This window comes from Streptomyces sp. NPDC055239 (assembly GCF_053606205.1).
In genome coordinates this window covers 431,665-455,219 of sequence record NZ_JBSGRD010000005.1, presented here as the reverse complement: position 1 = coordinate 455,219, position 23,555 = coordinate 431,665, and the positions used below count along the sequence as shown (strand labels likewise).

Annotated in this window: 19 protein-coding genes; 9 read left to right on the top strand and 10 right to left on the bottom strand. The window is 67.2% G+C overall.

All coding sequences use genetic code 11. The features are described from left to right. Nucleotides 1–134 precede the first annotated feature (134 nt). The 3 genes from ACWFRJ_RS20270 to ACWFRJ_RS20260 are packed head-to-tail and all read right to left on the bottom strand — an operon-like array spanning nucleotide 135 to nucleotide 6,186. Nucleotides 135–3,383 carry a type I restriction endonuclease subunit R gene (locus ACWFRJ_RS20270; protein WP_453532270.1) on the bottom strand — a complete coding sequence of 1,083 codons (3,249 nt, stop codon included), beginning with the start codon at nucleotides 3,381–3,383 and terminating at the stop codon, nucleotides 135–137. Continuing rightward, nucleotides 3,380–4,576 (bottom strand): restriction endonuclease subunit S, encoded by a 1,197-nt coding sequence (locus ACWFRJ_RS20265; RefSeq protein WP_453532267.1) that lies wholly within the window; start codon nucleotides 4,574–4,576, stop codon nucleotides 3,380–3,382. Before ACWFRJ_RS20265 ends, ACWFRJ_RS20270 begins: the two co-directional genes overlap by 4 nt. Then, a complete protein-coding gene (locus ACWFRJ_RS20260) occupies nucleotides 4,576–6,186 on the bottom strand; it encodes a class I SAM-dependent DNA methyltransferase (RefSeq protein WP_453532264.1) in 1,611 nt (536 codons plus the stop codon). Before ACWFRJ_RS20260 ends, ACWFRJ_RS20265 begins: the two co-directional genes overlap by 1 nt. A 579-nt stretch (nucleotides 6,187–6,765) precedes the next feature. Between ACWFRJ_RS20260 and ACWFRJ_RS20255 the strand changes: the two genes are divergently transcribed. The 6 genes from ACWFRJ_RS20255 (at nucleotide 6,766) to ACWFRJ_RS20230 (ending at nucleotide 13,417) form a co-directional block, all read left to right on the top strand. Next, complete coding sequence (locus tag ACWFRJ_RS20255; protein ID WP_453532261.1) at nucleotides 6,766–7,854, top strand: tyrosine-type recombinase/integrase; 1,089 nt, start codon at nucleotides 6,766–6,768, stop codon at nucleotides 7,852–7,854. Between the two features lie 286 nt (nucleotides 7,855–8,140). After that, nucleotides 8,141–9,580: an ATP-binding protein gene (locus tag ACWFRJ_RS20250; protein WP_453532258.1), complete on the top strand. Its 1,440-nt coding sequence runs from the start codon at nucleotides 8,141–8,143 to the stop codon at nucleotides 9,578–9,580. A 366-nt stretch (nucleotides 9,581–9,946) separates the two neighbouring features. Next, nucleotides 9,947–10,621 carry an alpha/beta fold hydrolase gene (locus ACWFRJ_RS20245; RefSeq protein ID WP_453532432.1) on the top strand — a complete coding sequence of 225 codons (675 nt, stop codon included), beginning with the start codon at nucleotides 9,947–9,949 and terminating at the stop codon, nucleotides 10,619–10,621. Nucleotides 10,622–10,674: 53 nt separating this feature from the next. Continuing rightward, nucleotides 10,675–11,508, top strand: a complete 834-nt coding sequence (locus tag ACWFRJ_RS20240; RefSeq protein ID WP_453532429.1) for a CPBP family intramembrane glutamic endopeptidase — start codon at nucleotides 10,675–10,677, stop codon at nucleotides 11,506–11,508. Next, complete coding sequence (locus ACWFRJ_RS20235; protein ID WP_453532255.1) at nucleotides 11,505–12,740, top strand: sensor histidine kinase; 1,236 nt, start codon at nucleotides 11,505–11,507, stop codon at nucleotides 12,738–12,740. Before ACWFRJ_RS20240 ends, ACWFRJ_RS20235 begins: the two co-directional genes overlap by 4 nt. Nucleotides 12,741–12,757: 17 nt before the next feature. Continuing rightward, on the top strand, nucleotides 12,758–13,417 hold the full coding sequence (locus ACWFRJ_RS20230; protein WP_453532426.1) for a response regulator: 660 nt from the start codon (nucleotides 12,758–12,760) through the stop codon (nucleotides 13,415–13,417). A gap of 58 nt (nucleotides 13,418–13,475) precedes the next feature. Here the strand turns inward: ACWFRJ_RS20230 and ACWFRJ_RS20225 are convergent, their stop codons facing one another. Continuing rightward, nucleotides 13,476–14,519 carry an ABC transporter permease gene (locus ACWFRJ_RS20225; protein WP_453532252.1) on the bottom strand — a complete coding sequence of 348 codons (1,044 nt, stop codon included), beginning with the start codon at nucleotides 14,517–14,519 and terminating at the stop codon, nucleotides 13,476–13,478. Further along, entirely contained in the window at nucleotides 14,516–15,514 is a 999-nt protein-coding gene (locus ACWFRJ_RS20220) for an ABC transporter ATP-binding protein (protein WP_453532249.1), read from the bottom strand. Before ACWFRJ_RS20220 ends, ACWFRJ_RS20225 begins: the two co-directional genes overlap by 4 nt. A 524-nt stretch (nucleotides 15,515–16,038) precedes the next feature. Between ACWFRJ_RS20220 and ACWFRJ_RS20215 the strand changes: the two genes are divergently transcribed. Next, entirely contained in the window at nucleotides 16,039–17,289 is a 1,251-nt protein-coding gene (locus tag ACWFRJ_RS20215) for a sensor histidine kinase (RefSeq protein ID WP_453532246.1), read from the top strand. Further along, the gene (locus ACWFRJ_RS20210; protein ID WP_453532242.1) at nucleotides 17,286–17,942 is read left to right on the top strand and encodes a response regulator; all 657 of its coding nucleotides are present in this window, start codon (nucleotides 17,286–17,288) and stop codon (nucleotides 17,940–17,942) included. The genes ACWFRJ_RS20215 and ACWFRJ_RS20210 overlap by 4 nt, the downstream gene beginning before the upstream one ends. A gap of 97 nt (nucleotides 17,943–18,039) precedes the next feature. Here ACWFRJ_RS20210 and fusA read toward each other — a convergent pair whose 3' ends face one another. Both fusA and ACWFRJ_RS20200 read right to left on the bottom strand, forming a co-directional pair. Further along, complete coding sequence (gene fusA, locus ACWFRJ_RS20205) at nucleotides 18,040–20,151, bottom strand: elongation factor G (protein WP_453532239.1); 2,112 nt, start codon at nucleotides 20,149–20,151, stop codon at nucleotides 18,040–18,042. Nucleotides 20,152–20,606: 455 nt separating this feature from the next. Then, nucleotides 20,607–20,879 (bottom strand): hypothetical protein, encoded by a 273-nt coding sequence (locus ACWFRJ_RS20200; RefSeq protein WP_453532236.1) that lies wholly within the window; start codon nucleotides 20,877–20,879, stop codon nucleotides 20,607–20,609. Nucleotides 20,880–21,038: 159 nt separating this feature from the next. On the opposite strand from ACWFRJ_RS20200, the gene ACWFRJ_RS20195 reads away from it, so the two are divergent. Continuing rightward, nucleotides 21,039–21,332, top strand: a complete 294-nt coding sequence (locus ACWFRJ_RS20195) for a chaplin (RefSeq protein WP_453532234.1) — start codon at nucleotides 21,039–21,041, stop codon at nucleotides 21,330–21,332. Nucleotides 21,333–21,433: 101 nt separating this feature from the next. Here ACWFRJ_RS20195 and ACWFRJ_RS20190 read toward each other — a convergent pair whose 3' ends face one another. Genes ACWFRJ_RS20190 through ACWFRJ_RS20180 form a run of 3 tightly spaced genes read right to left on the bottom strand, consistent with a single transcriptional unit; the run spans nucleotide 21,434 to nucleotide 23,465 of the window. Continuing rightward, nucleotides 21,434–22,306: a tyrosinase family protein gene (locus tag ACWFRJ_RS20190; RefSeq protein ID WP_453532231.1), complete on the bottom strand. Its 873-nt coding sequence runs from the start codon at nucleotides 22,304–22,306 to the stop codon at nucleotides 21,434–21,436. Nucleotides 22,307–22,358: 52 nt separating this feature from the next. After that, nucleotides 22,359–22,781: a tyrosinase cofactor gene (locus ACWFRJ_RS20185; protein WP_453532228.1), complete on the bottom strand. Its 423-nt coding sequence runs from the start codon at nucleotides 22,779–22,781 to the stop codon at nucleotides 22,359–22,361. 33 nt (nucleotides 22,782–22,814) lie between these two features. Beyond that, complete coding sequence (locus tag ACWFRJ_RS20180) at nucleotides 22,815–23,465, bottom strand: vitamin K epoxide reductase family protein (protein WP_453532225.1); 651 nt, start codon at nucleotides 23,463–23,465, stop codon at nucleotides 22,815–22,817. Nucleotides 23,466–23,555 lie beyond the last annotated feature (90 nt).

Sequence of the window (23,555 nt, the reverse complement as noted above, 5' to 3'; positions counted from 1 at the left end):
CATGAGCTACTGACACTGCCATCTGCCTCGGCTCAGCCGCTTCGGACAGCTCCTCGCCGCGACGCGCTCAGCCCTCTTGCGGGGCGCGATTCAGACCTCACAGCCAGCGTTTGCACGCTGGTAGCGGCCGGACGTCAGGCCAGATCGTCCGCGATGACCTCAGTCTGCTTCAGGACGCGGTCGACCGCGGCCGGCTCCTCGTCCGGGGGATAGCCGAAGAAGTTGAGCAGCAGCTTGACCTTGGCGCGAATGCGATCCTGGGCCTGGCTCTTGACGCGCCAGTCAATAGTGACGTCTCCGGCGACCTGCTCGTACAGCTTGCGGGCAATCTTGGACAGGATGTCCTGTCCCATTTCCAGGGCTTTCGGGTTGGCCGCGATGGCGTCGTAGAAGGCCATTTCGTGTTCGGACAAGCCGAGTTCGGCAGCAAGCGCGCGGGAACCGGATACCTTTTGGGCCATCTCCACGAGGAGTTTTGCAGCCTCGGCAGAGCCGATGAGGCCGTTGTGATAGCGATTCATCACCGCCTTCATCGCTTCGGAGTACTCCTTCTGTCGCGTGAGGTTGCTCGGGTGCGCTTCCTGGATTTCGCGGGCAATGGCGTCTCGCAGGGCCTTGAGCGCCAGGTTCGGATGGCGGCTGTCCCTGAGCTGCTGCACGAAGCCCGCGTCGAGGTGAGAGAGATCGGGTTTGGTGAGGCCGGCGGCGTCGTAGATGTCCACGACGCCGTCCGCGGCCACCATCTCAGCGTTGAGCTGCTCGATCATGCGACGGACATCCGCTTCGGTGGCCAGGCCGAGTTGCTGCCGATGTTCCGCTGCCAGCTTCTGGTAAGTCGTACGTAGGCTCGCGAAGAAGTGGATGTCGGGCAGTAGGTCCTGCACGTCGGGGTGGGTTGGGCAGAGAGAGAACGCCTGGGAGAGCAGACGGCCGAAGTGCAGGAAGCGCTGTGCCCGGGTGGGCTCACCTGGCGGCAGGGCAGGCTCGGCGGTCTCTAGGAGGTCTAGTGCCTCGCGGAGCGCTTCCCGGTGTCCGACATCCCGCAGGGCTGTGCGCCAGGGGCAGTCCCGCAGTACAGCATCGACTTTGCTGTGCATGCCGCGTACAGACTTGACTGCCTCGGTGATGTGCGCGCCGATGGTCTCCTTCTCCTGGTCAGCCTCCGAGTACGTGGCCAGTGCATATTTGAGTTCTCTTGCTACGCCTAGGAAGTCCACCACTAGGCCGGAGGGCTTCTCGTCCCAGGTGCGGTTGACGCGCGCGATGGCCTGCATGAGGGCGGCGCCGCGCATGCGGCGATCCATGTACATGGTGTGCAAGGGAGGGGCGTCGAAGCCTGTCAGCCACAAGGACTGAACGATGATCAACTCAAGCTCGTCGTCAGGCTTGCCGACACGGTCCTGGATCTTCTTGAGCTGGGTTGGGGTGCGTACATAGTCCGCGATGTCGGGCTTGTCCTTGCCGGGGTTGCCGGTGAAGACCACCCGGATCTTCCCGGAGTCGTCCGGGTAGAGCTCGGTCTCAGGGTCGGGAGTACCGGTCCACTCCCGGCGGCGTTCGGCCAGAGCTCGGAAGAGGCGGGCGGCGTTACGGCGTGAGGAACAGACGATCATGGCCTTGCCGGGGCTGCCCGTGAGTTTGATCATCTCCTGGCGGCGGATGTCCCAGTGGGAAAGGATTGTGTCGGCGATAGAGCCAATACGTTCGGAGGCACCGATTAGGTCCTCGAAGCGGGCGAAGATGCTGCGGGCCCGGGCTTGCTCTTCCGTAGTGAGCCCTTCGACGAGTCCTTCGGCCTTGGCGTTGAGCTCGTCCAGGTCTATCCCTGCGGGGAGATTGACCTTGTGCAGGATCGGCTCATAGAAGACGGGCACGGTCGCCCCGTCATCGACGGCCTGTGTGAGGTCGTACGTGTGGATAGTTGGCCCGAAGACCTGGTGAGTGGAACCAGTCCGGTTGTTGATGGGGGTGCCGGTGAAGGCGATGAAAGTGGCGTTCGGGAGGGCGTCGCGGAGGTTTCGGGCGAAGCCATCCTCCAGGTCGTAGTGGCTACGGTGGGCCTCGTCGACCACAACGATCACGTCACGTCGGTCTGTGATGACGGGATGCCGGGCGCCGGCCTTCCGTTCCTCTCCGCTCACTCGGAACTTCTGAAGCGTTGAGAAGACGATGCCCCCGCTGTCTGCTCGGCGGGTGAGTAGCTCGCGCAACTGGCTGGCCTTGGTTGCCTTCTTCGGGCTACCGCTAACCATTTCTAGGCTCTTGCTCTGCGCGAAGGTGTCGAAGAGTTGGGAGTCCAGGTCGATGCGATCTGTGAGCAGCAGGACCGTGGGGTTTGCGACCTCGGGGATGGTGGCGGCGAGTCCTGTATAGAAGAGCATCTCCTCGCTTTTGCCCGCGCCCTGGGTATGCCAGATGACGCCGGCCCGACCATCAGTGGCGACGGCTGAGGCGGTGGCAGTGATCGCCTGCCTCACCGCAACATACTGGTGGGCCTTGGCAAGTTTTACGGTGTCGACCTCGCCGCCCATCCCCTCGGCGGAGAACGAGAGGAAGTTCGCGATCAGGTCGAGGAAGCGATCGGGCTCGAGTGCGCCGTGGATCATGCGGTCGAGCGCGAGGTCGTCGTTCCGCTCGTGCTTGCGAAGGAGAGTGCCGTCCTCCTCCGCGTGCCAGGGGGCCATGTGCTGCCAGGGGGTATGCGGGGTGCCGAGGCGGGCGGTTATCCCGTCACTCGCGAGCGAAAGGAGCAGCGTACGAAAGACGCGATCGAGTTTGAGTTCGCGGCGATAGTTCTGGATCTGGTCGTATGCAGATCTGGAATCGTCCGTGCCGCCTGCTTTCTTCAATTCGATGATGGCGAGCGGGATTCCATTGACGTAAAGGACGATGTCGAAAATGAAGACGCGTCCTCGGGCTCCCTTGACGCGAACCTGGTTTGCAGCGACGAGGTCGTTGCCGTGAGGGTTGGTGAAGTCGACAGGTCGGACAGTGACATGTCGTTCCTGCTGAGTTACGGGGTTGACGTAGGACACCTTCACGCCGGCCTTCAGGTGCTGGTAGAAGCTCCAGCTGAGGCGGACTTCGTTTGCCGGGAAGGTGCCGAGTAGCCGCTCGATCGCGTCCTCTACCGCGGAAGAGGGCAGGTCGGGGTGGCGTGAGGTGATGGCCGCGCGCAGGCGAGGGTAGAGGATGAGGTCGTCCCACCCTTTCCGGTGCCCATCACGGGGGCGGAGGTTCTTACCCCGGATGTGCTGCCAGCCGCGCTCGGCGAGCTGATCGAGCGCGTGTCGTTCCCAGTCCGACTCGGACATGGCACGGCCAGTGGCCGTGCCGATCCCAAAGTCCGTTTCCATGGCGTCCGTTCCCCCGTCGGTAGTCATGCAGCGTCCTCCACGGCCTTTTCGACATCCTTGATGCGGATCTTTCCGGTGACAAGTTGTGGAAGTAGGGTGTCGCGGAGAGCGGCGAGGGTCTGGTTCTCCATGCGGGCTGCAGAAATCGAATCCTCCAAAGACTGGAGGATTCCGCGCAGGCGAAGCGTTGCAATTGCTTCCGAAGGAACGGTGAGGTGGAACGACGCCAGCTTGGCTCTGCTCAAGTCTGTCTGGCCTGTGCTTCCTTCACCCATGTTTTCGATGAGGGGCTGAGACAAGAGCATTGCGTACGCGCCGATCATCGGGTCTACGCGTTCTGCGTCGAAGCGGACGATGGTGACGTGTGAGTCGACTGTGACCTGCTCGTTGAGGGGCCAGCGTGCGACACGGCCGAGTGTGCCAACGCCGGTGGAATTAACGAGGACGTCGCCTGTCTGCAGGAAACGGTCCGCTCGTGATTTCGATGGAGTGGTGAATCTGGCCTTTGCGAGGTCCACGTATCCGTCGCGGATGCACTTCTGATTGATGACCGGGATTCCTTCGCTGGAATCGACGTATTTAGGGGCACCTCCTCGCGTGAGGCACGTCGTGATGTCCGAGATCTTGTACTGGTGGACGGAGCGCGTGGCCAGTGCGTGTCGGAGGTGGGTAAGTCCCAGAGAGCGGGCATTAGCCACGAGGGAAGAGTTCAGTGCGATCTTGTCGTCCAGCGCCCCGAGAACGTCAGCGATACCCTGCTGTTCGTGCAGCGGAGGCGTATGAATCTGCAGCTTACGTGCCGATCCAATGTTGAAATGTTGCTGGACGGCGCCCACTGTGTGGGCGGATACAAATGCCCCTGCTGTCGCGTTAATCGCATAGCACAAGAATCGAGGAGAAACCTGCTTGGTTGGGCGCGCGATGATGATGTCAGAGCAGTTTGCCTCGCCGAAACTTTCGGGAATCAAAGCGGCAGAACCAGGCGTTCCGGTGCGAACGATAACGATGTCGTTTGCGAGTAGCTGAGACTTCTTGAGATCTTCATGGAAGCTGCTTCCCACGTACGCGAGATCGGCAAGGTCGAGTCGCCCTGGGCGGACGTTCTTTGAGCGGAGAAAGGGGATTCCGCTGGGCTTATATTCTCCAGCCATTGTGCCGACGTGGCCGACGGTGATTGTTGTGCACAGCTCGCTCAGGGCTCGGTGAGACCATGCGTCCATCAGAGCCTCCCGAGTTGCTCGTCAACGACCTTCGCCAAACGCTCCGAGTCTGCGAACTGCTCCCGCAGCAGCGCTGTGAGTCGCGCAATCTTTGTCTCCACCGGTTCTGCATCCGGATCGTCCGCGACCGCCGCGGTTCCTACGTATCGTCCTGGCGTCAGTACGAAGTCGTGTTCGCGGAGCTCGTCCAGGAGCACGCTGCGGCAGAAGCCCGCGATGTCCTGGTACGTTGTCTCGCCCTCAACTCCCCGCCAAGATCGGAATGCACCCGCGATCCGCGCCAGCTCAGAGTCACTCAGCTCCCGCATTGTCCGCGTAGCCATAAAGCCGAGTTCGCGCGCGTCGATGAAGAGGACCTGACCCGCCCGCTCTGCCGAAACCCACGGTGACCGTGCCGGCCGCTTCCCCTTGCCTTCCGTCAGAAACCACAGACACGCTGGGATCTGCGTCGACCGGAACAACTGTCCCGGCAGCGCCACCATGCACGCGACCAGGTCGTCCTCGACCATCGCACGCCGGATGTCACCTTCCCCGCCCGACCGGCTGCTCATCGAGCCGTTGGCCAGGACGATTCCGGCCCGCCCACCGACCGCGAGCTTGCTGACCATGTGCTGGATCCAGGCGAAGTTGGCGTTGCTGGTCGGCGGGGGCCCGTACTTCCAACGCTCGTCGCCGGCGAGTAGTTCGCCACCCCAGTCCGAGATGTTGAACGGCGGATTGGCGAGGACCACATCGGCCTTCACATCACCGTGCTGATCGTTGCGGAAGGAGTCCGCGGGCTCCTCACCCAGGTCCACCTCGATTCCGTGGATGGCGAGGTTCATCTTGGCGAGCCGCCAGGTCGTCTGGTTCCGTTCCTGGCCGTAGACCGAGACGTTGAAGCGGTTGCCGCCGTGCGTCTCCACGAACTTCTCGGCCTGCACGAACATGCCGCCCGATCCGCACGCAGGGTCGAGTACCCGCTCACGTTCCTTCGGCTCTAGCATCTCCACGAGGAGTCGTACCACCGAGGGTGGCGTGAAGTATTCGCCTCCCTTGCGCCCTTCGGCGAGTGCGAACTGCGCGAGGAAGTACTCGTACACCTCACCCATCAGGTCCCGCGCGCCTACTCGCTTCCCGTCCAGAGAGATCTGCGACTGGAAGGTCAGCTGGTCAAGGAGTCGCACTAGTTCGGCGAGAGTGGGCTCGTCGACTCGACCGCTGTTGTACATCCTCGGGAGGGTGTCTTTCAGAGGCCGGTTGAACTTCTCAATGGTCCCCATCGCGCCGTCGATAACCTCACCGACGCTCGGCCCGTCTGTACTCACCTTGGCGTGCTTGAGCACCTCGTTCCACCGTGCTGTCGGTGGCACATAGAAGATCCCGGCCCCGGTGTACTGGAGCGGGTCCTCGACCGTCTTGCGGATCAGCTCTTCTGGGGCCGTACCCTCGAGCCCCATCCCGGCGAGCATCCCGCCGGTCCGCAGCTCCTCCTCCAGTAGCTCCCGCTTCTCCTCCATGGCGTCCGACACGTACTTCAAGAAGACCAGACCGAGTACGAAGTGCTTGTACTCGGCCGCATCTAGGCTGCCACGCAGCTTGTCGGCGGACTTCCAGAGGATGGACTTCATGTCCTCCGGCTTGGCTTGCTTCTTCTGGCGGGGTGGCACGGGAGGCTCGCTTCGTCGTGTAGCGGGGATCAGGGAGACGTCTGTCGCGGTCCAGTCTCGTACAGATCTACGCCCCATCCGTCGCATCGGCGCAAAGTCGCCGCCAATGGAATCGGCCACGACCTACTTGGTTCGTCTCTGCTCGTGCTCTAGCTAGCGACGCAGCTCAGGGTGGAGTGCTCCAGTCCATTCAGACGCCTCCGTCCTTGCGGCAGCCGTGAGCGGCATCACAGATAGGGCCTGGAGGTTCGCCGAAAGAGGTGGATTAGCAGCGAACGTCTGGCCTGGTTGGGAGGGAGGGGCAAAGATCTTCAGTGCTGGGGCAGATAGCAAGGAGCATGGATGGCGAGCGTCTTTCAGAGGTGCAAGGGGGACACCCGGGATCGAAACTATCCGTGCGTGCGTCCACGCTGCGGTCACGCATGGACCGTGCGGTACCGGGAGCCGGGCGGAAGACGGGGGCGGCAGAGGGAGAAGTCGTTTCCGCGGAGGATCGGCCTGGACGGTGCGGACGCCTTCGCCGCCGGTGTGGAGAAGGGCATGAAGGCTCGCGTCTGCGACGATCCTGTGCGCGGCGCCATGTCTTTGGCGGTCTGGGCTGGGGAGTGGCTGGAGCGACGAGTTATCGGTGAGGCGACCCGCCGCAACTACGAAGGGTTCGTCCACAACCATCTAGCGCCGCGCCTCGGTTGTAAGTCCCTGGCTGGGCTGACACGGCGGGACTTTGAGAAATTCATCAAGGACATCTATCGAGGCGGTGCAGGGCTGGCTGCATCGACGGTGAACGACCGGATGGTGATGGTGGCTGCCATCATGGAGGCGGCCGTCGTGGACAAGCGCATCACGGAGAACCCGGCCCGGGGCATCCGGATCTCCCGCAGGGACGCGCTGGCGGTGGACGAGGACGAAGTTCCGACGTCAGCCGAGGTCGATCTGATCGCTGCACACATCGCGCCGCGCTTCCGCCTCACCGTCTACCTTCAGTCCGGGACAGGCCAGCGCCCCAGTGAAGCCCTGGCCTTCTCCTCCGAGTGCAGGCGGCCTGGCTACGTCAGGATTCGATGGCAGGTCAGTGCCAAGGCGCACCGTGAGGACTGCCAGACACCCTTCGTGCCGCTCAAGCATCGGCTGGAGAAAGAGTGCCGAGACGTCCCAACCGCCCTGTTCGTCGAGCAGGAGATCGACGCGCACCTCCTGAAGTGGAAGCCGGTGCCCGTCGTCTTCACTGGGCAGAAGGGGAAACGGATTCGGCTTGAGACCTTCTTTGCTCCACGTCAGCCTGGCGCTGGAGTGATGCCGTCCATTGCTTCCTACGGCTACCAGTTCAAGAAGGCATGCCTCTCGGCTGGCCTGCTCGATCTGGACGGCAATGCCAAGTACACGCCCCGTAGTCTGCGGCACTTTTTCGCATCCACGGCCCTGGCCAACGGTGTGCCGATCCACGAGGTCTCGCGCTGGCTGGGCCATCGTTCGGTCAAGACGACGGTCGACATCTACGGGCATCTCTTGCCCAGCGCGTGGGATCGCTGCCGGGAAGTTCTGCAGCGCGCCATGGGGCCCGCGTTCCCGGTAGCGACGTCCCTCCCGTCCGAGGGCGCGAGCGGGAGCGCCGGCAGCCGAGCTGCGTAGGAGTACGGGAGCTGGCTCGTCCGCATGGCGCTGGGAACGAACGCCTGTGCTGGGATGGTGCTGGGATAGCCCCTGAAAAACCCGCGTTTCTGCAGGTGGGAGCTCTGCACTACGGATTCCGCTTCAACGTCTGAGCGGATAATGCGGCACCACATCACTGGTGTGGCAGGCATGCAGGTCAGAAAGGGTCGACTCCTGAGGGAGTCGGCCCTTTTGTCGTGTCGAGGTGAAGTAAGATTCAATCTACGTAATAATCCATCTACGTTAATCGCCCTGGAGGTGCGCCGTGGAGTTCCGAGGTCGGGGCGGAGATCTTGAACTGCTGGCCGAGCAGTACCGGACAGTGGTGGAGGGCGCCGGAGCCACTCGTGGGCGGGCCGTGATCATGACTGGGCGGCGGCGCGTGGGGAAGTCGCGTCTTGTCCAGGAATTCTGTGACCGCTCGGAAGCGCCGTACGTGGTCTTCCAGGCCACCCGGGGGCGTAACCCGGTGACTGAGCGCGCCGACTTCGCCACGACTCTCGGGCAGTCGCTGCTGCCGGGAGCGGAGCTGGTCGAGGGCCTTCAGGCGCAGGACTGGAACCAGGCCCTGCGCTCGCTGGCGCTCGCGGTGCCCGATGACTCACCCAGTATCGCGGTGATCGACGAGGTGCCCTGGCTGGTCGAGCAGGATAAGGAATTCGAGGGCGCGCTCCAGACCGTCTGGGACCGTCATCTGTCGTCCAAGCCCGTACTCCTGCTGTTGGTCGGCAGCGATACGTCGGTGATGGAAGCACTGCAGTCGTACGGACGCCCGTTCTTCGGCCGGGCGGCGAAAATGACCGTCCATCCCCTGAACCTGGCTGACGTGCAGGCCATGACCGAGCTCGACGCCGCAGGGGCCGTCGATGCCCAGCTGATCACCGGCGGATTTCCCGAGATCGTGCAGTCGTGGCGGCCGGGTATGGGACGTACGGACTTCTTGCGGGCCTCGGTCGCCAACCCGCTCTCGCCCCTGTTGGTGGCCGGTGAGCTGTCCCTGCTGGGTGAGTTTCCCGAGGCTTCGCACTCACGGGCCGTACTGGAAGCAGTGGGCAGCGGCGAGCGCACGTTCAGCGCGATCGCGGCCCAGGCCGGTGGCGCCAACGCGCTGCCGTCCGGCACGCTCTCCCCGCTCCTTGCGATGCTGCAGGCAAAGAGAGTCCTGGCCGCTGATCTCCCGCTGTCCGCCAAACCGGACAGCAAGAACAAGCGCTACCGGATCGCTGACCCGTATCTACGGTTCTGGCTGGCCTTCTTGGCGCGCGCGATCCCACTCATCGAGCGTGGCCGGGGGGACTTGGCGATGGAACGCATCCAGCGGTCGTGGACCACTTGGCGCGGTCGAGCGGTCGAGCCACTGATCCGTGAGTCCTTGCTGCGGCTGATGCCCAGTGACGAGTGGCCCGAGACCGAGGCCGTCGGCGGTTGGTGGAACCGCCAGAACAACCCCGAGATCGATCTCGTCGGGGCAGACCGTGAGCCGGTGGCCCGGCAGGTGCACTTCGTCGGGTCGGTCAAGTGGCTGGAGTCCCAGCCCTTCGGACGTCACGAGTACGACGCCTTGGTACGCGACGTGCTCGCCGTGCCCGGCACCACCCCGGACACGCCGCTGGTCGCGGTCTCCCGCTGCGGGGTGACGGATGATCTGCCGCTCTCGGCGCACTGGGGGCCGGAGGATCTCGTGCGAGCGTGGCAGCGCCGATAGCCGCGGCGCTGTCCCCCGGGAGAGCTACAGCGAAGTGCGCTCCGCGGGGTGACGATTCGCGGGCGCTGGATTCGTAGCGTTCGGGTTGTCGCCGCCGCACTGCGGCGCCTTCCCCTGTCTGTTCTCTCGGAGGCCCTCGTGAACCGTTCCCTCAAGGCAACCGCTGTGGTTGCCACGTTCTGTGCCGTCGCTGGTGCGGGAGTCGTCGGGTACGGGAGCGTTGCCGCCCAGGCCCAGGCCCAGGCGCAGACTCAGGTGCAGTCGTCGGGAGGCGCGTTCTCGGGGGTCCGAAAGGTTCGTGTCGAGGGCTACTCGGTCAACGTCTCTTGTTCCGGGCGCTCTGCGGGCGGCCGTCAGCCCGTCGTCATGCTCATGGCCGGCGGGGGTGACGGGCTTGAGACCATGGCTCCGTTGCAGAAGAGCCTCAGTAAGAAGGGTCGGGTCTGCTCCTACGACCGGCTCGGCGAGGGCGAGAGTGATGAGCCGAAGGGCCTTCAGACCGTCGACGACAGCGGCCGGATCCTGACCGGGGTGCTCGACCGGGTCGTCGGTGATCGGGCGGTCGTTCTGGCCGGGCATTCCATGGGTGGTCTCATCGCCGCCCGGTACGCCCCCGATCACCGTGACCGGGTCAAGGGCCTGGTCCTGATGGACGCCACCATCCCGGCCCTGACCGCGGGCATCAACAAGGCGATCCCCGCGTCGGCCACCGGCATGGCGGCCGAACTGCGGGACCAGACCATCGCGGTGAACCAGGGGCAGAACCCGGAGAAGTTCCTCATCGCCGATGCTGAGGTCCGCTCCGTCGGGAACATCCCGGTGCGGATCATCAAGCACGAGTCCCAGTACTCCGAAGTCCCCGACTACGGGCCCGCCCTGGAGCGGATGTGGGCCCACGGCCAGCGCCAGTGGCTCGCGCTCTCGCACCGCGGCAGCATCAGCACCGCCGCCGGAAGCGGCCACTACATCCACGTCGACCGCCCCGACATCGCCGTCAAGGCCATCCGGCGCGTCACCGCGCAGGCCGCCGCTCACCGGTAGAGCGGCTCGTGACGAAATCAGGCAGTGGATCCGGCGTAGGAGTGTTCGTGGGGCTGAAGCTGGTCTGGCAATTGTTGGCCGTCATAGCGGTCGCGTTCATCGGTGGGCAGGGCATCGCCGCCGTGGACGGGAAGCCGTGGCTCACGCTCGGCGTCGGTCTGCTGACGGCCGTGCTTTCGGTGGTGGTCTACCGGTGGGTGGTGGGGCGGACCGAGCGCCGTCCGGTCACCGAGATGGCCTGGGAGGGAGCCGGTCCCGCGTTCGGCCGGGGGACGCTGATCGGCGTCGCGCTGTTCGCGGCCGTCATGACGAACCTGTTCGCCTCCGGGTACTACGACGTCGACGGCCTGGGCTCGGCGACGGGCGCGGTCGGGTTCATCGGCTTCATGGCAGCTGCCGCCGTGACCGAGGAAGTCATGTACCGCGGCGTCCTGTTCCGGATCGTCGAGCAATGGACCGGGACTTGGACAGCCCTGGTGCTGACCGGTGTCCTTTTCGGTGCGTCTCATCTGCTCAACCCCGACGCCAGCGTCCTTGGCGCCGCCGCCATCGCCGTCGAGGCCGGCGGCATGCTGACCGCCGCGTACATCGCCACCCGCAGCCTGTGGCTGCCCATGGGTCTGCACTTCGGCTGGAACTTCGCCGCGGCCGGCATCTTCAGTACCGAAGTCTCGGGCAACGGCTCCTCGGAGGGACTGCTTGATTCCGCCACGTCGGGCCCCAAGCTCATCACCGGCGGTGAGTTCGGCCCCGAAGGAAGCGTGTACTCGGTGCTGTTCGGTGTGCTTGTGACCATCGGATTCCTGTGGCTGGCCCGCCGTCGAGGTCACCTCGTGCCCCTTCGCCGGGTCGACCGCGCGGACGCCCCTCTTAAACTCTCCCGGTGATCACTCCTCGGTGGCTCCCGGAGCAGTGGCCCCCGGAGCAGTGGCTTCCGGAGCAGTGGCGGCGGATCGGGCCCGCGGTCTGGTACCCCGCGCTCGGTCTGCTGCTCCTGGTGGCGTCGTTCGTACCGGCGTTACACAGCAAGGGGACGGTGCTCGGCAGCGTGCCGGACCACTCCTTCGACGTACTGGCCGTCGTCGCGGTCGTTCTTCAGTCCCTCCCGCTGCTGGTGTGCCGGCGGTGGCCGGTGCTCTGTCTCGCCCTGGTGTCGCTCGGCTTCGCCGCCGACCAGCTCCGCGGCTACCACTCGTTCGCGGGCAGCGCGCTGCCCATCGCGCTGCTGACCGTCGGGTCCCGTCTCGAAAGCCATCGGCGCACCGCCGTGCTCGCCTTCTCCACGGCGTTCGTACTCCTTTCGGTCGCGATCCACCGCCTTGGTCCGGGCGATCCGGTGATCGAGTTCGTGACGTTCTATCTGGCGCTTGTCCTCGCCTGGGGCATCGGGGTGTGGCTGCGCGCCCACCGGATCGCGGAGGCCGAACGCCGCCGCCGTGTCGCCGACGAGACCCGCGCCGCCGAGCGTTCCCGTATCGCCCGCGAGCTCCACGACGTGGTCACCCATCACGTGACGGCGATGGTCGTGCAGGCCGAGGCGGCACGCTATCTGACCGCCTCGCCCGACCGTCTCGACCAGAGCCTGACCGCCGTCACCGACACCGGCAGGCGGGCCATCACCGACCTGCGGCACCTGCTCGACCTGCTCAACCCCGACCACGGCGGCGCACGGGACGACCGCGCCGCCGAGGCCAGGACCCCGGCCGTCGGCAGGCTCCTCACCCTCGTCGAGCAGACCCGCAGGGCCGGGCAGCCGGTGGAGTTCACCGAGGAGGGCACCCCCGCCGAATCGACCGGCAGCGCCGACCTCGTCGCCTACCGGATCGTGCAGGAAGCCCTGACGAACGCACTCAAGTACGCCCACGGCAGCCGCACTTCGGTCCAGGTGCGCCACGGCGGAAGGGAGATCACCGTGGAGGTCGGCACGGACGGGCCCGGCACGGACGGGCCCGGCACGGACGGTTCCGGCTCGTCGACCGCCTCCCCCGGAGGGAGCGGGCGCGGCCTGGCCGGGCTCCGGGAACGGGTCGATGTCCTGGGCGGCGACTTCAGCGCGGCCCCGCGTACGGGCGGTGGGTTCGTCGTACGGGCCCGGATACCCGGCGGGAGCGCGTCGTGACCGAGCCCGTCCGGGTCCTGACCGAGCCCATCAGGGTCCTGGTCTGCGACGACCAGATACTGATCCGCACCGGCCTGGTGACCATCATCGACGCCCAGCCCGACCTGGAGGTGGTGGGCGAGTGCGGGGACGGACAGGCCGCGGTCGACCTCGTCGAACGGCTGCGTCCGGACGTCGTGGTGATGGACGTACGCATGCCGGTGCTCGACGGCATCGAGGCCACCCGCAGGCTCGCGGGTGCCGGGGTGCGGCATCCCGTCAAGGTGCTCGTCGTCACCACGTTCAACCTGGACGAGTACGTCTACGAGGCGCTGCGCGCGGGCGCGAGCGGGTTCCTGCTCAAGGACGCGCCGCCGGACCGTCTGCTGCTCGGGATCCGGACCGTGGCCTCGGGCGCGGCCCTCCTCGACCCAGAGGTGACACGTCAGCTCGTGGGCAGATACGCCGCCCGGATCCGGCCCGCCGACGACACCTCGCGCGACACCCCGCTGACCCCGCGTGAGCTGGAGGTCCTGCGCCTCATCGCGGACGGCCTCTCCAACAGCGAGATCGCCGCGGCCCTCCTCCTGAGCCAGGAGACCGTCAAGACCTTCGTCTCCCGCATCCTCGCCAAACTCGGCCTCCGTGACCGCGTCCAGGCGGTCGTCTACGCCTACCGCCAGGGTCTGGTGACCTGACCCACGGCCTGCCAGAAGGGGCCCACTCCTCTGGAGCGGGCCCCTGGTCGGCCGTGGATCACAGGAGGCGCTTGCGGCCCCAGGTGATGACGAAGGCGACGACGGCGGCCGTGATGGCGAGCATGATGCCCGCTCCGAGCCACTGCATCGTGGCCATCTGCTCGAAGGGGAGGTAGTCCTTGGTCCAGCCGACGACGTGCTTGGACTCCAGGCAGGCGGTGTGCGCCTTGTCGTTGTCCATCTTGTCGAGGCAGGTCATCCAGTCCAGGCGGTCTCCGGAGCTGGTGAGGAAGTAGGTGCCCTGTCCCTGCTGCACGGCCATCTCGGGCAGCTCCGGCTGCCTGGCACCGGGGCCGACGCCCTTGTCGGTGCTGACCGACATGATGGTTCCCAGGCTCGACCGCAGCTCGCTCCAGACGAACCCGATCGCCCCGACGATGCCGAGCGTGACCACCATCGACACCAGCGTGCGGCGCAGGAGTAGGCCGACCGCGACACCCACGGCGAACGTGAGCAGGGCGTAGGCCACCGGCACGATTCCCGTCACGTCGAAGATCGGGCCGGCGCTCCACTCCGCCCCTGTGACGAACCCCTTGACCGGACTCCACCACCAGTTGAAGACGGCCGAGAGGATGCCGGTGGACAGTGCGACCAGTGCGGCGGGCATGGCGAGCTTCATGGTGAGCCAGCGCAGCCGGCTGACGGACTGCGAGGTCACCAGCTTGGCGGTGCCGGTCTCCAGGTCGCCCGCGATGAACGGGGCACCGAGGAGGACGCCTGCCAGGATGGGGAACCAGCCCAGGAAGCCCCCGACATCGACGATGAGATTGCCGTACGTGTCGAACTCGGGCGGCAGACCGCCGGGCTTCTTCTGGGTCGGTTCCAGGGTGCTCAGGTAGTCCATCGTCTGCCCGCGCAGAACGACCATGGCGATCACGGCCAGGAGCGTGGCGGCGATGATGGTCCAGAACGCGGCGCGGTGCTGGCGCCAGACGAGCCAGGCCGTACCGCGGAGCCGGGGGACGGCCGGCCAGGAGCCCCGTCCGTTCTGCGGGCCCTCGTCGGTCGTCGTGCGGGCCGGGTCCTGAGTGAGGGTGCTCATGCGTTCACAGCCTTCTGGCGGTCGCGGGTGATGATGTCGTGGATGTCGCCGACCTGGGCGCTGGGGGCGATCAGCGCGGGCGCGTCGGGTGAACGCAGATAGCCGAGAAGGAGCTCTTCCAGAGTGGGCGGTTCGGCCTGCCCGCCGTACTGGATCGGTGCGCTGAGGCGTGCCAGGACGCCGGACCTGCCGTCGCCTGCGCCGAGGGTCTCGATGACTGTGTGCGGTGCGACGGCGGAGTGCGCGCCGTCGCCCGCGGTGGCGAACAGGGCGTGTGCCGAGCGCAGCTCATTCACCTCGCCCGCCAGACGCAGCCCGCCGTTCGCGATGACGAGGAGGTAGTCGCAGATGTACTCCAGCTCGGCGAGCATGTGCGAGGACACCAGTACCGTCGTGCCGTGTTCGGCCGCCTCCGACTTCAGCGTGGCCATGAGCTCGCGGCGCACCAGTGGGTCGAGATCCGACATCGGCTCGTCGAGGATGAGCAGGTCAGGGCGCTTGCCGAAGGCCAGGGCGAAGGCGACGCGGGTGCGCTGACCGCCGGACAGCGTGCCGATCTTCGCCTTCATCGGCACCTGGCCCGCGTTGACGATGCCCTCGGCCACCTCTTGGTCCCAGAGAGGGTTGAGCTCGCGGCCGAGGCGCAGGGTCTCGGCCACGGTGAAGCGCTTGAACAGCGGCTTCTCCTGGGTCAGGAACGCGGTGCGCAGGACCGCCTCCGTCGACCCCGGTTCCGATCCGAACACGCGCAGGGCGCCGGCCGAAGGGCGGATCATGTTGGTGGCCATGCCCATCAAGGTGCTCTTGCCTGCGCCGTTGGGGCCGACGAGGCCGCACACTCGCCCGATCGGCAGCTGGAAGGAGACGTCCCGCAGCGCCCAGCCCCGCCGGTACTCCTTGCCGAGCCCGTGGGCCTCGATCGCAGGACCGTAGACGGGCGGCGGTCCGAATCCCGGGCCGCTGCCGGGATGCGTCTCTGCGTGGGCGTGGTGCATGGGTGGCTCCTGAGCGTGTGGGAGGGGCGGCCGGGTGCGTGGGGGAGGGCCGGATGTATACGTGGGGGAGGGGCGGCAGGCCGCGTGCGACGCTGGGCGGGGCGCTCGGCTTGTGGCGGTGACCGGTGGCGGTGACCGGTGGCGGTGACTTGTGGCCGGTCAGCCGAGTCGGCGTTCGACACCGCCGGGGAGAGGGAGGGCGCCTCGACCGGCGCGCCGACTTCCCGGGTGGGGCCGAGCGGGGCTGAGCGGGGAGCGGATCTCGGCCGACTCGTGCTCCAGCACCGCTGGGGCTCCCGCTGGGGCTCCCGCTGGGGACCCCGCGGGGGCTTCCGCCGGGGTGACGTCGGCCGTGATCATGACATGCTCCTCGTGCGATGCAAGTGCGATGAAGGATGAAGGGCGAGCGCCGCCCGGTGAGAACGACTCTCCTCTGCCGCGCCTTGCGGCGGATCGGGCGAAAGACAGATCATTCGCGGCCGGCTCCGACTTTCGGCTGGTCCGCGAGAGAGATGGTGAGAGAGATGCTGAAGGCGGCGGACGCGGCGGCCACAGCCACAGCACTGGCCACAGGGAGGAAGGACCGTTCGCGGTTCCTGCCCGTGATGGTGTGGCTGCTGCTCGGGGGTCTGGTCGCCCTCGTCCCGTTCGACTTGGTGGTCGGCTTCTACTGGATCGAGGAGTACGGCCCCGCCAAGCTGATCGGCGCCCTGCTGGCAGTCGGCCTCGTCGTCGTTTCACCCCGGCTCAAGAGCCAGGAACTTGCCGTGGCCGCCTTTGTCATCGCGGTCGGGTCGCTGTGCCTGTCGGTATGGATGCACCTGGAGATGAGGGTGGGCTCACAGGCGGCCGGGTTCGCCGAACCGGCGGCGCTGACGTGGCTCCTGCTGCTCGTCGCCCGCCGGGGGAAGCCGTCGTGGACGATGCTGGCCGCCCCGGCGCTGATGCTGGCGATCGTGCTGCGGCCGGTGTCCGTCTCGGCGCGGCAGTCCACCATCATCCTGGCGCTGCTCTACGCCCTGGCAGCGGTCACGGTGTTGAGCATCGGCCTCGGAATGCGTTTCCTCCTGGTGGACCGGCAGCGGCAGGCGGCGGCACTCCGCCTCGAGCAGCGGACGGAGTTCGCCAGGGACCTGCACGACTTCGTCGCCCACCACGTGACGGGCATCGTCGTTCAGGCACAGGGTGCCCAGGCGATCTCGGGCCGCAAGCCCGAACTGGTGCCGCCCGCGCTGCAGCGGATCGAACAGGCGGGCTCGGAGGCGCTGACCTCCATGCGGCACATGGTGGGGATGCTGCGCGACGCCGACGGAGAAGTGGCGCTGACGCCGCTGTCGGGCATCGCCGAAGTGCGCTCGCTCGTCGAGGAGTTCTCGGCCGTCGGCGGCGCGCGGGCCGAGCTCGATCTCGAAGGGACCTTCGACGATCTGCCGGTGGAGGTGACCACCACCGCACACAGGGTGGTGATGGAGGCCCTCACCAACGTACGCAAGCACGGCCACGGATGCACCGAAGTGCAGGTGCGCGTGAACCGCTCGGGAGAGCGGCTGACCGTACGGGTCACCGACGACGGACGGCCGCACCACGTCTCCGTCGGCGGCTTCGGGCTCAAGGGCCTTGCCGAGCGGGTGGGTCTGATCGGCGGAAGCGTCCAGGCGGGCCCGGTGACGGCCGGCGGCTGGGGTGTGGAGGCGACGCTTCCCGTGCCCCCGTCCGCGTCCCCGGCAAAGGTGCCCATGGCGAAGGCGTCCACGGCGAAGGCGACGGTGTCATGACGATCCGCGTCCTGATCGCCGACGATCAGGCCATGGTCCGTGCCGGGTTCACGATGATCCTCGGCGCGGAGGACGACATCGAAGTCGTCGCGGAGGCCACGGACGGGGTGCACGCGGTGGAACTCGCCGAGCACCACCGGCCGGACGTGGTCCTCATGGACATCCGCATGCCCCGCATGGACGGCCTCGAGGCACTGCGCAGACTGACACGGCCCGGCACCGTGAACCCGCCGAAGGTCGTCGTGGTCACGACGTTCGACGACGACGAGTACGTCCAACGCGCCCTGAGCGAGGGCGCGTCCGGCTTCCTGATCAAGGACTCCGGTCCTGCCCTGCTCGTCGAGGCCATCAGGGCGGCCGCCTCCGGCGAGGCGCTGGTGAGCCCGGCCATCACCGTCCGGCTGCTGCGGCGCCTCAACAGCGCCGTCCCCGCATCGCGGGAGCCGCACACCGCGCTCTCCGAACGGGAGAAGGACCTGGTGCGGTTGGTGGCCAGAGGCCTGACCAACGCCGAGATCGCAGCCGAACTGGTCATCTCCGTGGGCACGGTGAAGACGCACCTCGGCAACGTGCAGACCAAACTGTCCGCCCGTAACCGCGTGGAGATCGCCGCCTGGGCCTGGGAATCAGGCCTGGTGGACGCGCGAGGATAGGCCGCCGGGCTCTCCGTGCTCTCCGTGCTCTCCGCGTTCTCCGCATTCTCCGGGCAAGGGGTGGCCCCGCTCATGAGAGCGGAGCCACCCCCTCCGTCTACCGGGCCCATTCCCCTGCCGGAACCCCCGCGTAACCCGTCGGCCGCGTGGTGAACGTGCCACGGCCCTGCGTACGACTGCGCAGGCGGGACGCGTAGCCGAACAGTTCGGCCAGCGGCACCGTCGCCGTGATCGTGGCCGTGCCGGAGCGCGTGGTCGAGTCCGAGACCCGGCCGCGGCGTGCCGCCAGATCGCCCAGTACGGCGCCGACCGCGTCGTCCGGCACAGTGACCGTCAACTCCACCACTGGTTCGAGGAGTTCCATCACCGCTGCGCGCAGTGCCGTACGCAGCGCGAATCTGCCCGCCGTCCGGAACGCCATCTCCGAGGAGTCCTTGGGATGGGTCGCTCCATCGGTCAGCGTGACCCGCAGACCCGTCACCGGGTGGCCGCCGATGGGGCCCTCGGCGAGAGCGTCCTGGCAACCCGCCCGCACCGCGCGAACGTACTCCTGTGGCACCCGGCCCCCGGTGACGGTGGAGTCGAACTCGAAGGCGTGAGCCGCGCCCGCCGTCGGCCGCAGTGGTACGACGTCGAGCACCACATGCGCGAACTGGCCCGCACCACCGTCCTGTTTGACATGCCGGTACACCAGTCCCGACACACCGCGGACGACCGTTTCACGGTAGGCCACCTGCGGTCGGCCGACGCCGACCTCGATGCCGTGGGCACGACGGATCTTCTCCACCGCGACCTCCAGATGCAGCTCGCCCATGCCGGAAAGGACCGTCTGACCGGTCTCGCCGTCCACCCGTACCGCCAGCGAGGGATCCTCCTCGACCAGGCGTGCAAGGGCCGACGACAGCCTGCCGGTGTCCACGCTGCTGCGCGCCTCGACCGCCACGGAGACCACCGACGCCGCCACCACGGGCGGTTCGAGGATCAGAGGGGCCGCGGGGGCGCACAGTGTGGTGCCCGCGCGGGCCGTCTTCAGGCCGACCACCGCCACTATGTCCCCGGCGGTCGCCCGGTCCAGTTCCGCGTGGCGGTCGGCCTGCACGCGCAGTATGCGGCCGATCCGTTCGCTGCGGCCGGTGCCCGCGTCCATCACTGTCTCTCCCTTCGTGATCGTTCCCGAGTACACGCGTACATACGTCAGCCGCCCTGTCGCCGTCGCGTTCACCTTGAACGCCAGTCCTGCGAACGGCGCCGCGGGGTCGGCGGTACGTTCCTGCACGGTGTCGCCCAGGGTTCCGCGTACCGCCGGAACGTCCGCCGGTGACGGCAGGTAGGCCACGACCGCCTCCAACAGTGGTTCGATTCCGCGGTTGCGGTAGGCGGACCCGCACAGCACCACCACGCCCTCACGACTGAGGGTGAGATCGCGCAGCGCGGAAGCCAGAGTCGGGGTGGAGAGCGCCGACGTCGTGCAGTACTCGTCCATCGCGGCGGCATGGAGCTCCGCCACCGTCTCGTCGAGCGCGTGCCGACGCTGTTGTGCCTGCTCGCGCAGAGCCTCGGGGATCGGCACCACTTCGTACGTGTCACGTTCGTATGTGTCACGTTCGTACGTGTCGCGGTCCGCGTGCCAGACCAGTGCGCGCATGCGCAGCAGATCCACGACTCCGGTGAACTCGTTCTCCTGCCCGATCGGCAGCTGCACCACGAGCGGGACCGTGTGCAACCGCTCCCGTATGGACGCGACCGCCGTGTCGAGGTCGGCGCCCGCCCGGTCCAGCTTGTTGATGAACGCGATCCGCGGCACGCCGTACCGATCGGCCTGCCGCCACACCGACTCGCTCTGCGGTTCGACCCCGGCGACGGCGTCGAACACCGCGACCGCACCGTCGAGCACCCGCAGGGAGCGCTCCACCTCGTCGGCGAAGTCGACGTGACCCGGAGTGTCGATCAGGTTGATCCGGTGGCCGTCCCAGGCGCAGCTGACCGCCGCGGCGAAGATGGTGATCCCGCGATCGCGTTCCTGCGTGTCGAAGTCGGTGACGGTCGTGCCGTCATGGACCTCACCTCTCTTGTGGGTGGCGCCGGTCAGGAACAGGATCCGTTCGGTGACGGTGGTCTTCCCGGCGTCGACGTGGGCGAGGATGCCGAGATTGCGGACATCGGCGGATGAACGGGCGGACAGGAATGGGGTGTTGGCGTTGGTGCGCACGGCCCGAGGCCTTTCGGTGTGATGCGTGGCGGGGCAGCGCGATTTCCGGGCGGGACCATCAGAAGGAGCGGGGGTGGGGTGACCTGGCCGGGGCATGCCCGGCCGGTCGGCCCACAGGCCGGTCCGGAGTGAGTCACCGGAGTGAGTCAGATGTGTGCGCCACGGACGATCGGTGACGGCCGCGCAGCCGTCACCGCACGCGCGAAGACACCAGGATCACGTCGAACCGCGACCGGGGAGCGCTGGCGGCAGTGCGGTGACGCATGGCCCGGCCCCCTCGCTATGGCTGACGGATGAATGTCCGCGATTGAATCTCTGCGAATCTCTACGAATCTCTGCGACTGAATCTCTGCGGTGAGTGTAGTGAGCCGGACTCCGCGCAGTCACCGGAATTGTTTCGGGCCCTGAGGCGGGGCCGAACCGTCGAGGGCTCGGCCTCGCCCCTGTGCGCGTGCCTACTGCTCGATCGCCGGAAGGAGACCCGTGACCGGTGCGGCCAGGTCGGTCAGCTGGTGCAGCTCGTTCAGCTGGTAGAGATCGTTGAGCCCGTTGAGCTGGCTGGTCACGGTCGGGAGTTCTTCCTGCTGCTCCGCCGGGATGCCGGACATGGCGACCGAGTCGATCATGCCGGTGGGGGAGATGGGCGCGGCGCTCGCGGCGGGGGCGGCCAGGGCGGTGGCACCGGCGGCGAGAGCGAAGGCGGCGGCGATGCGTCGTGTTGAGATCATGTGATGCGCAACGGCTCGGGGCAGCGCTGGACACGGGCGTCCAGGCGATTTCACCAATGATGTACCGATCAGTGCCGTTACCTGCTGCCGGTCGCGCCGTTGAAGGGACAGTACGGCCGCGTACATGCGGCGGTACTCGTCAATTCAAAGGAGAACGTGATGTCTCGCATCGCGAAGGCAGCCGCTGTTGCCCTCGGCACTGGCGCCGTGGTGCTCAGTGGCACCGGTATGGCCATGGCGGACGCGGGCGCCCAGGCTGCGGCCGTCGGCTCGCCCGGCGTCCTCTCGGGCAACCTCGTCCAGGTTCCGGTCCACGTGCCGGTCAACCTGTGCGGCAACACGGTGGACGTCATCGGGCTGCTGAACCCGGCGTTCGGCAACCAGTGCGTCAACAGCGACGGCGGCCACGGTGACCACGGCAACCCGGGCAGCCCCGGCGGCTACGGCGGCTGACCTCCCGTGCGAGGCCCCCGGCGGTCATGGACCTCCGGGGGCTCTTTCATGCGCCGAGCCGAGGAACGGCACGTTCACGCACCGAGCCGAAGAACGGCACGTCACGCATAGCGGTAGATGCCGCGATGGCCGAGCAGTTCGTCCGGCTTCACGTCCCACGGCGGCATCGGCTCGTGGAGGGCGGCGACGCGTCCGTGCAGCGGGCCGTTGTCCGCGTCCGGCGGCTCATCGGGCAGATAGGGCGCCGAGTCGGGGTGCCGCGCCTGCCAGCGGTCCCACAGCAGGTCGACGAAGGAGTGGTTCAGCCAGAAGACGGGGTCGTTGACCGACGCGCCGCCGAGCATGTGTCCGCCGACCCAGCGGTGGACGCGGTTGTGGTTGCGCCACTTGTCGTTGCCGATGTGGGACGTCCACCCCTCGAGCTTGTTGCGGTAGCCCGTCGGCGATGTGGAGTCCCAGGGCGGTGTGTCGTACACCGGGTCGCGCATGGCCCAGGCCAGCTGCTTCGGCGTCGGCAGCTCGGTCGGGTTCTGAGGTCTGCCGAAGTCGCGCATGAGGAAGTCGCCGCCCGTCTCCCCCTCCTTGATGACCCAGTGGCCGTTCCTGCGGGCGAACGGACCGGTCATGACCTGCCGGTCGGAGCGCCGCCCGTTGCCGCCCATGAGCCCGCTTCCCCAGAGCGAGGCATGCGCCGTCCTGTCCGCCGTCCAGTCCCAGTACGGCACGGACACCGCGGAATCCACCCGCTGAAGCGCCCGCTCGAACTCCAGGAGGAACCGGCGGTGCCAGGGCAGGAACGAGGGCGTCATATGGGCGACCCGCAGTCCGGGCTCCCCGTCGGACACGTAGTACTCGATGTGCGTCCTGACGAACTCGTCGTACTCGCCCGTGCGTTTGAGCTCAAGCACCGCGTTGACGAAGCGCCGCTTCTCGGCGCCGGTGAGCCGGGCCTGGTTCTTGCGCGTGTAGACCACTTCGGTTCGCTTCCTCCGGTTCGCTTCCTACGGTCCGATGTGCGGGCCGTGATCAGGCGTGACCGCCGCGCAGCTGCTGGCCACGGCCGAGTTCGTCCACTGCTCTGCGGGTGGCGATGAGGGGCGTGGGATACGACTCGTAGTGGTCGATCATGCTCAGATAGCCGCCGTCGGCGCGCCGCATGAGGTGGAGCGGGCGGCCGTCGACCGTGATGTCCCAGGAAGAGCCCGCGTGTCGACCGCCTGCGGCGGCTCTCGATCCGCGGATGCGCCGGCCCTCGTACATCTCGTCGAAATCGGACGCGCCCTCACCGAGGTCGTCGGACGGCCGGTCATGAGCCGTGTGCCGGGTCGACCAGAGGAGGGCGCCCTGCGCCGTCACGGCGGTGACGGCGACGGCAATGAGGCCACGCATCGTGGCCCGGCGCGTGAGCCGCTCCGTCCACGTACGGTCGTGCGCTGCTTCCTTGCTCACTGGTGATGTCTCCTTTCCAGCCGGTCCGGAAGTTCAGCTGGTCCAGAAGTCCCACCAGCGCGTGAGGATCAGCATCCCGATGATGCCGATGTGCAGCACCGGGAACACCCACGTGAACTCACCGAGGAACGTGCGCAGCCAGGAGGGCGCGGGCAGCAGGCCGTTACGGACGTTGAACGAGGTCACGTACCAGAACATGGTGATCGTGGCGGCCCAGGCCAGGCAGCACCACAGGCACAGCGAGTTGATCTCGTAGAGCGACTGATACATCAGCCAGGCGCAGAAGCCGACCCCGAAGAGCGTGCCCGCGTTCAGCGTCAGCCAGTACCAGCGCGGGAAGCGCGCACGGCCGAGCAGACTCATGCCGACGCACATCACGACCGCGTACGCGGCGATGCCCAGCATCGGGTTCGGGAAGCCGAAGACCGACGCCTGCTCGCTCTTCATGATGTTGCCGCAGGACACCACCGGATTGAGGCTGCAGCCCGGCGTGAAATTCGGGTCCTCGAGGAGCTTGAACTTGTCCAGCGTGATCACCCACGCCGCGAGCAGCCCCGCCGCCCCCGTGATCACCAGGAGCAGCGCGAAGGCACGGCTCCCGCCCGTGCCGCCGGACGGCGGGTCCACGCGGCCTAAGGGCGCTTCGGGCTTGCGGGCCTGGGGCAGGGGCGTGCTGGTGTCCATCGTTGCGATCCTCACTCGGTTCACGGGCGGCGGGGCTTCGACACCCTGTGCAGTACCGGGGTCCGCCGGTCTGTCCCGACCGGCGGGCCC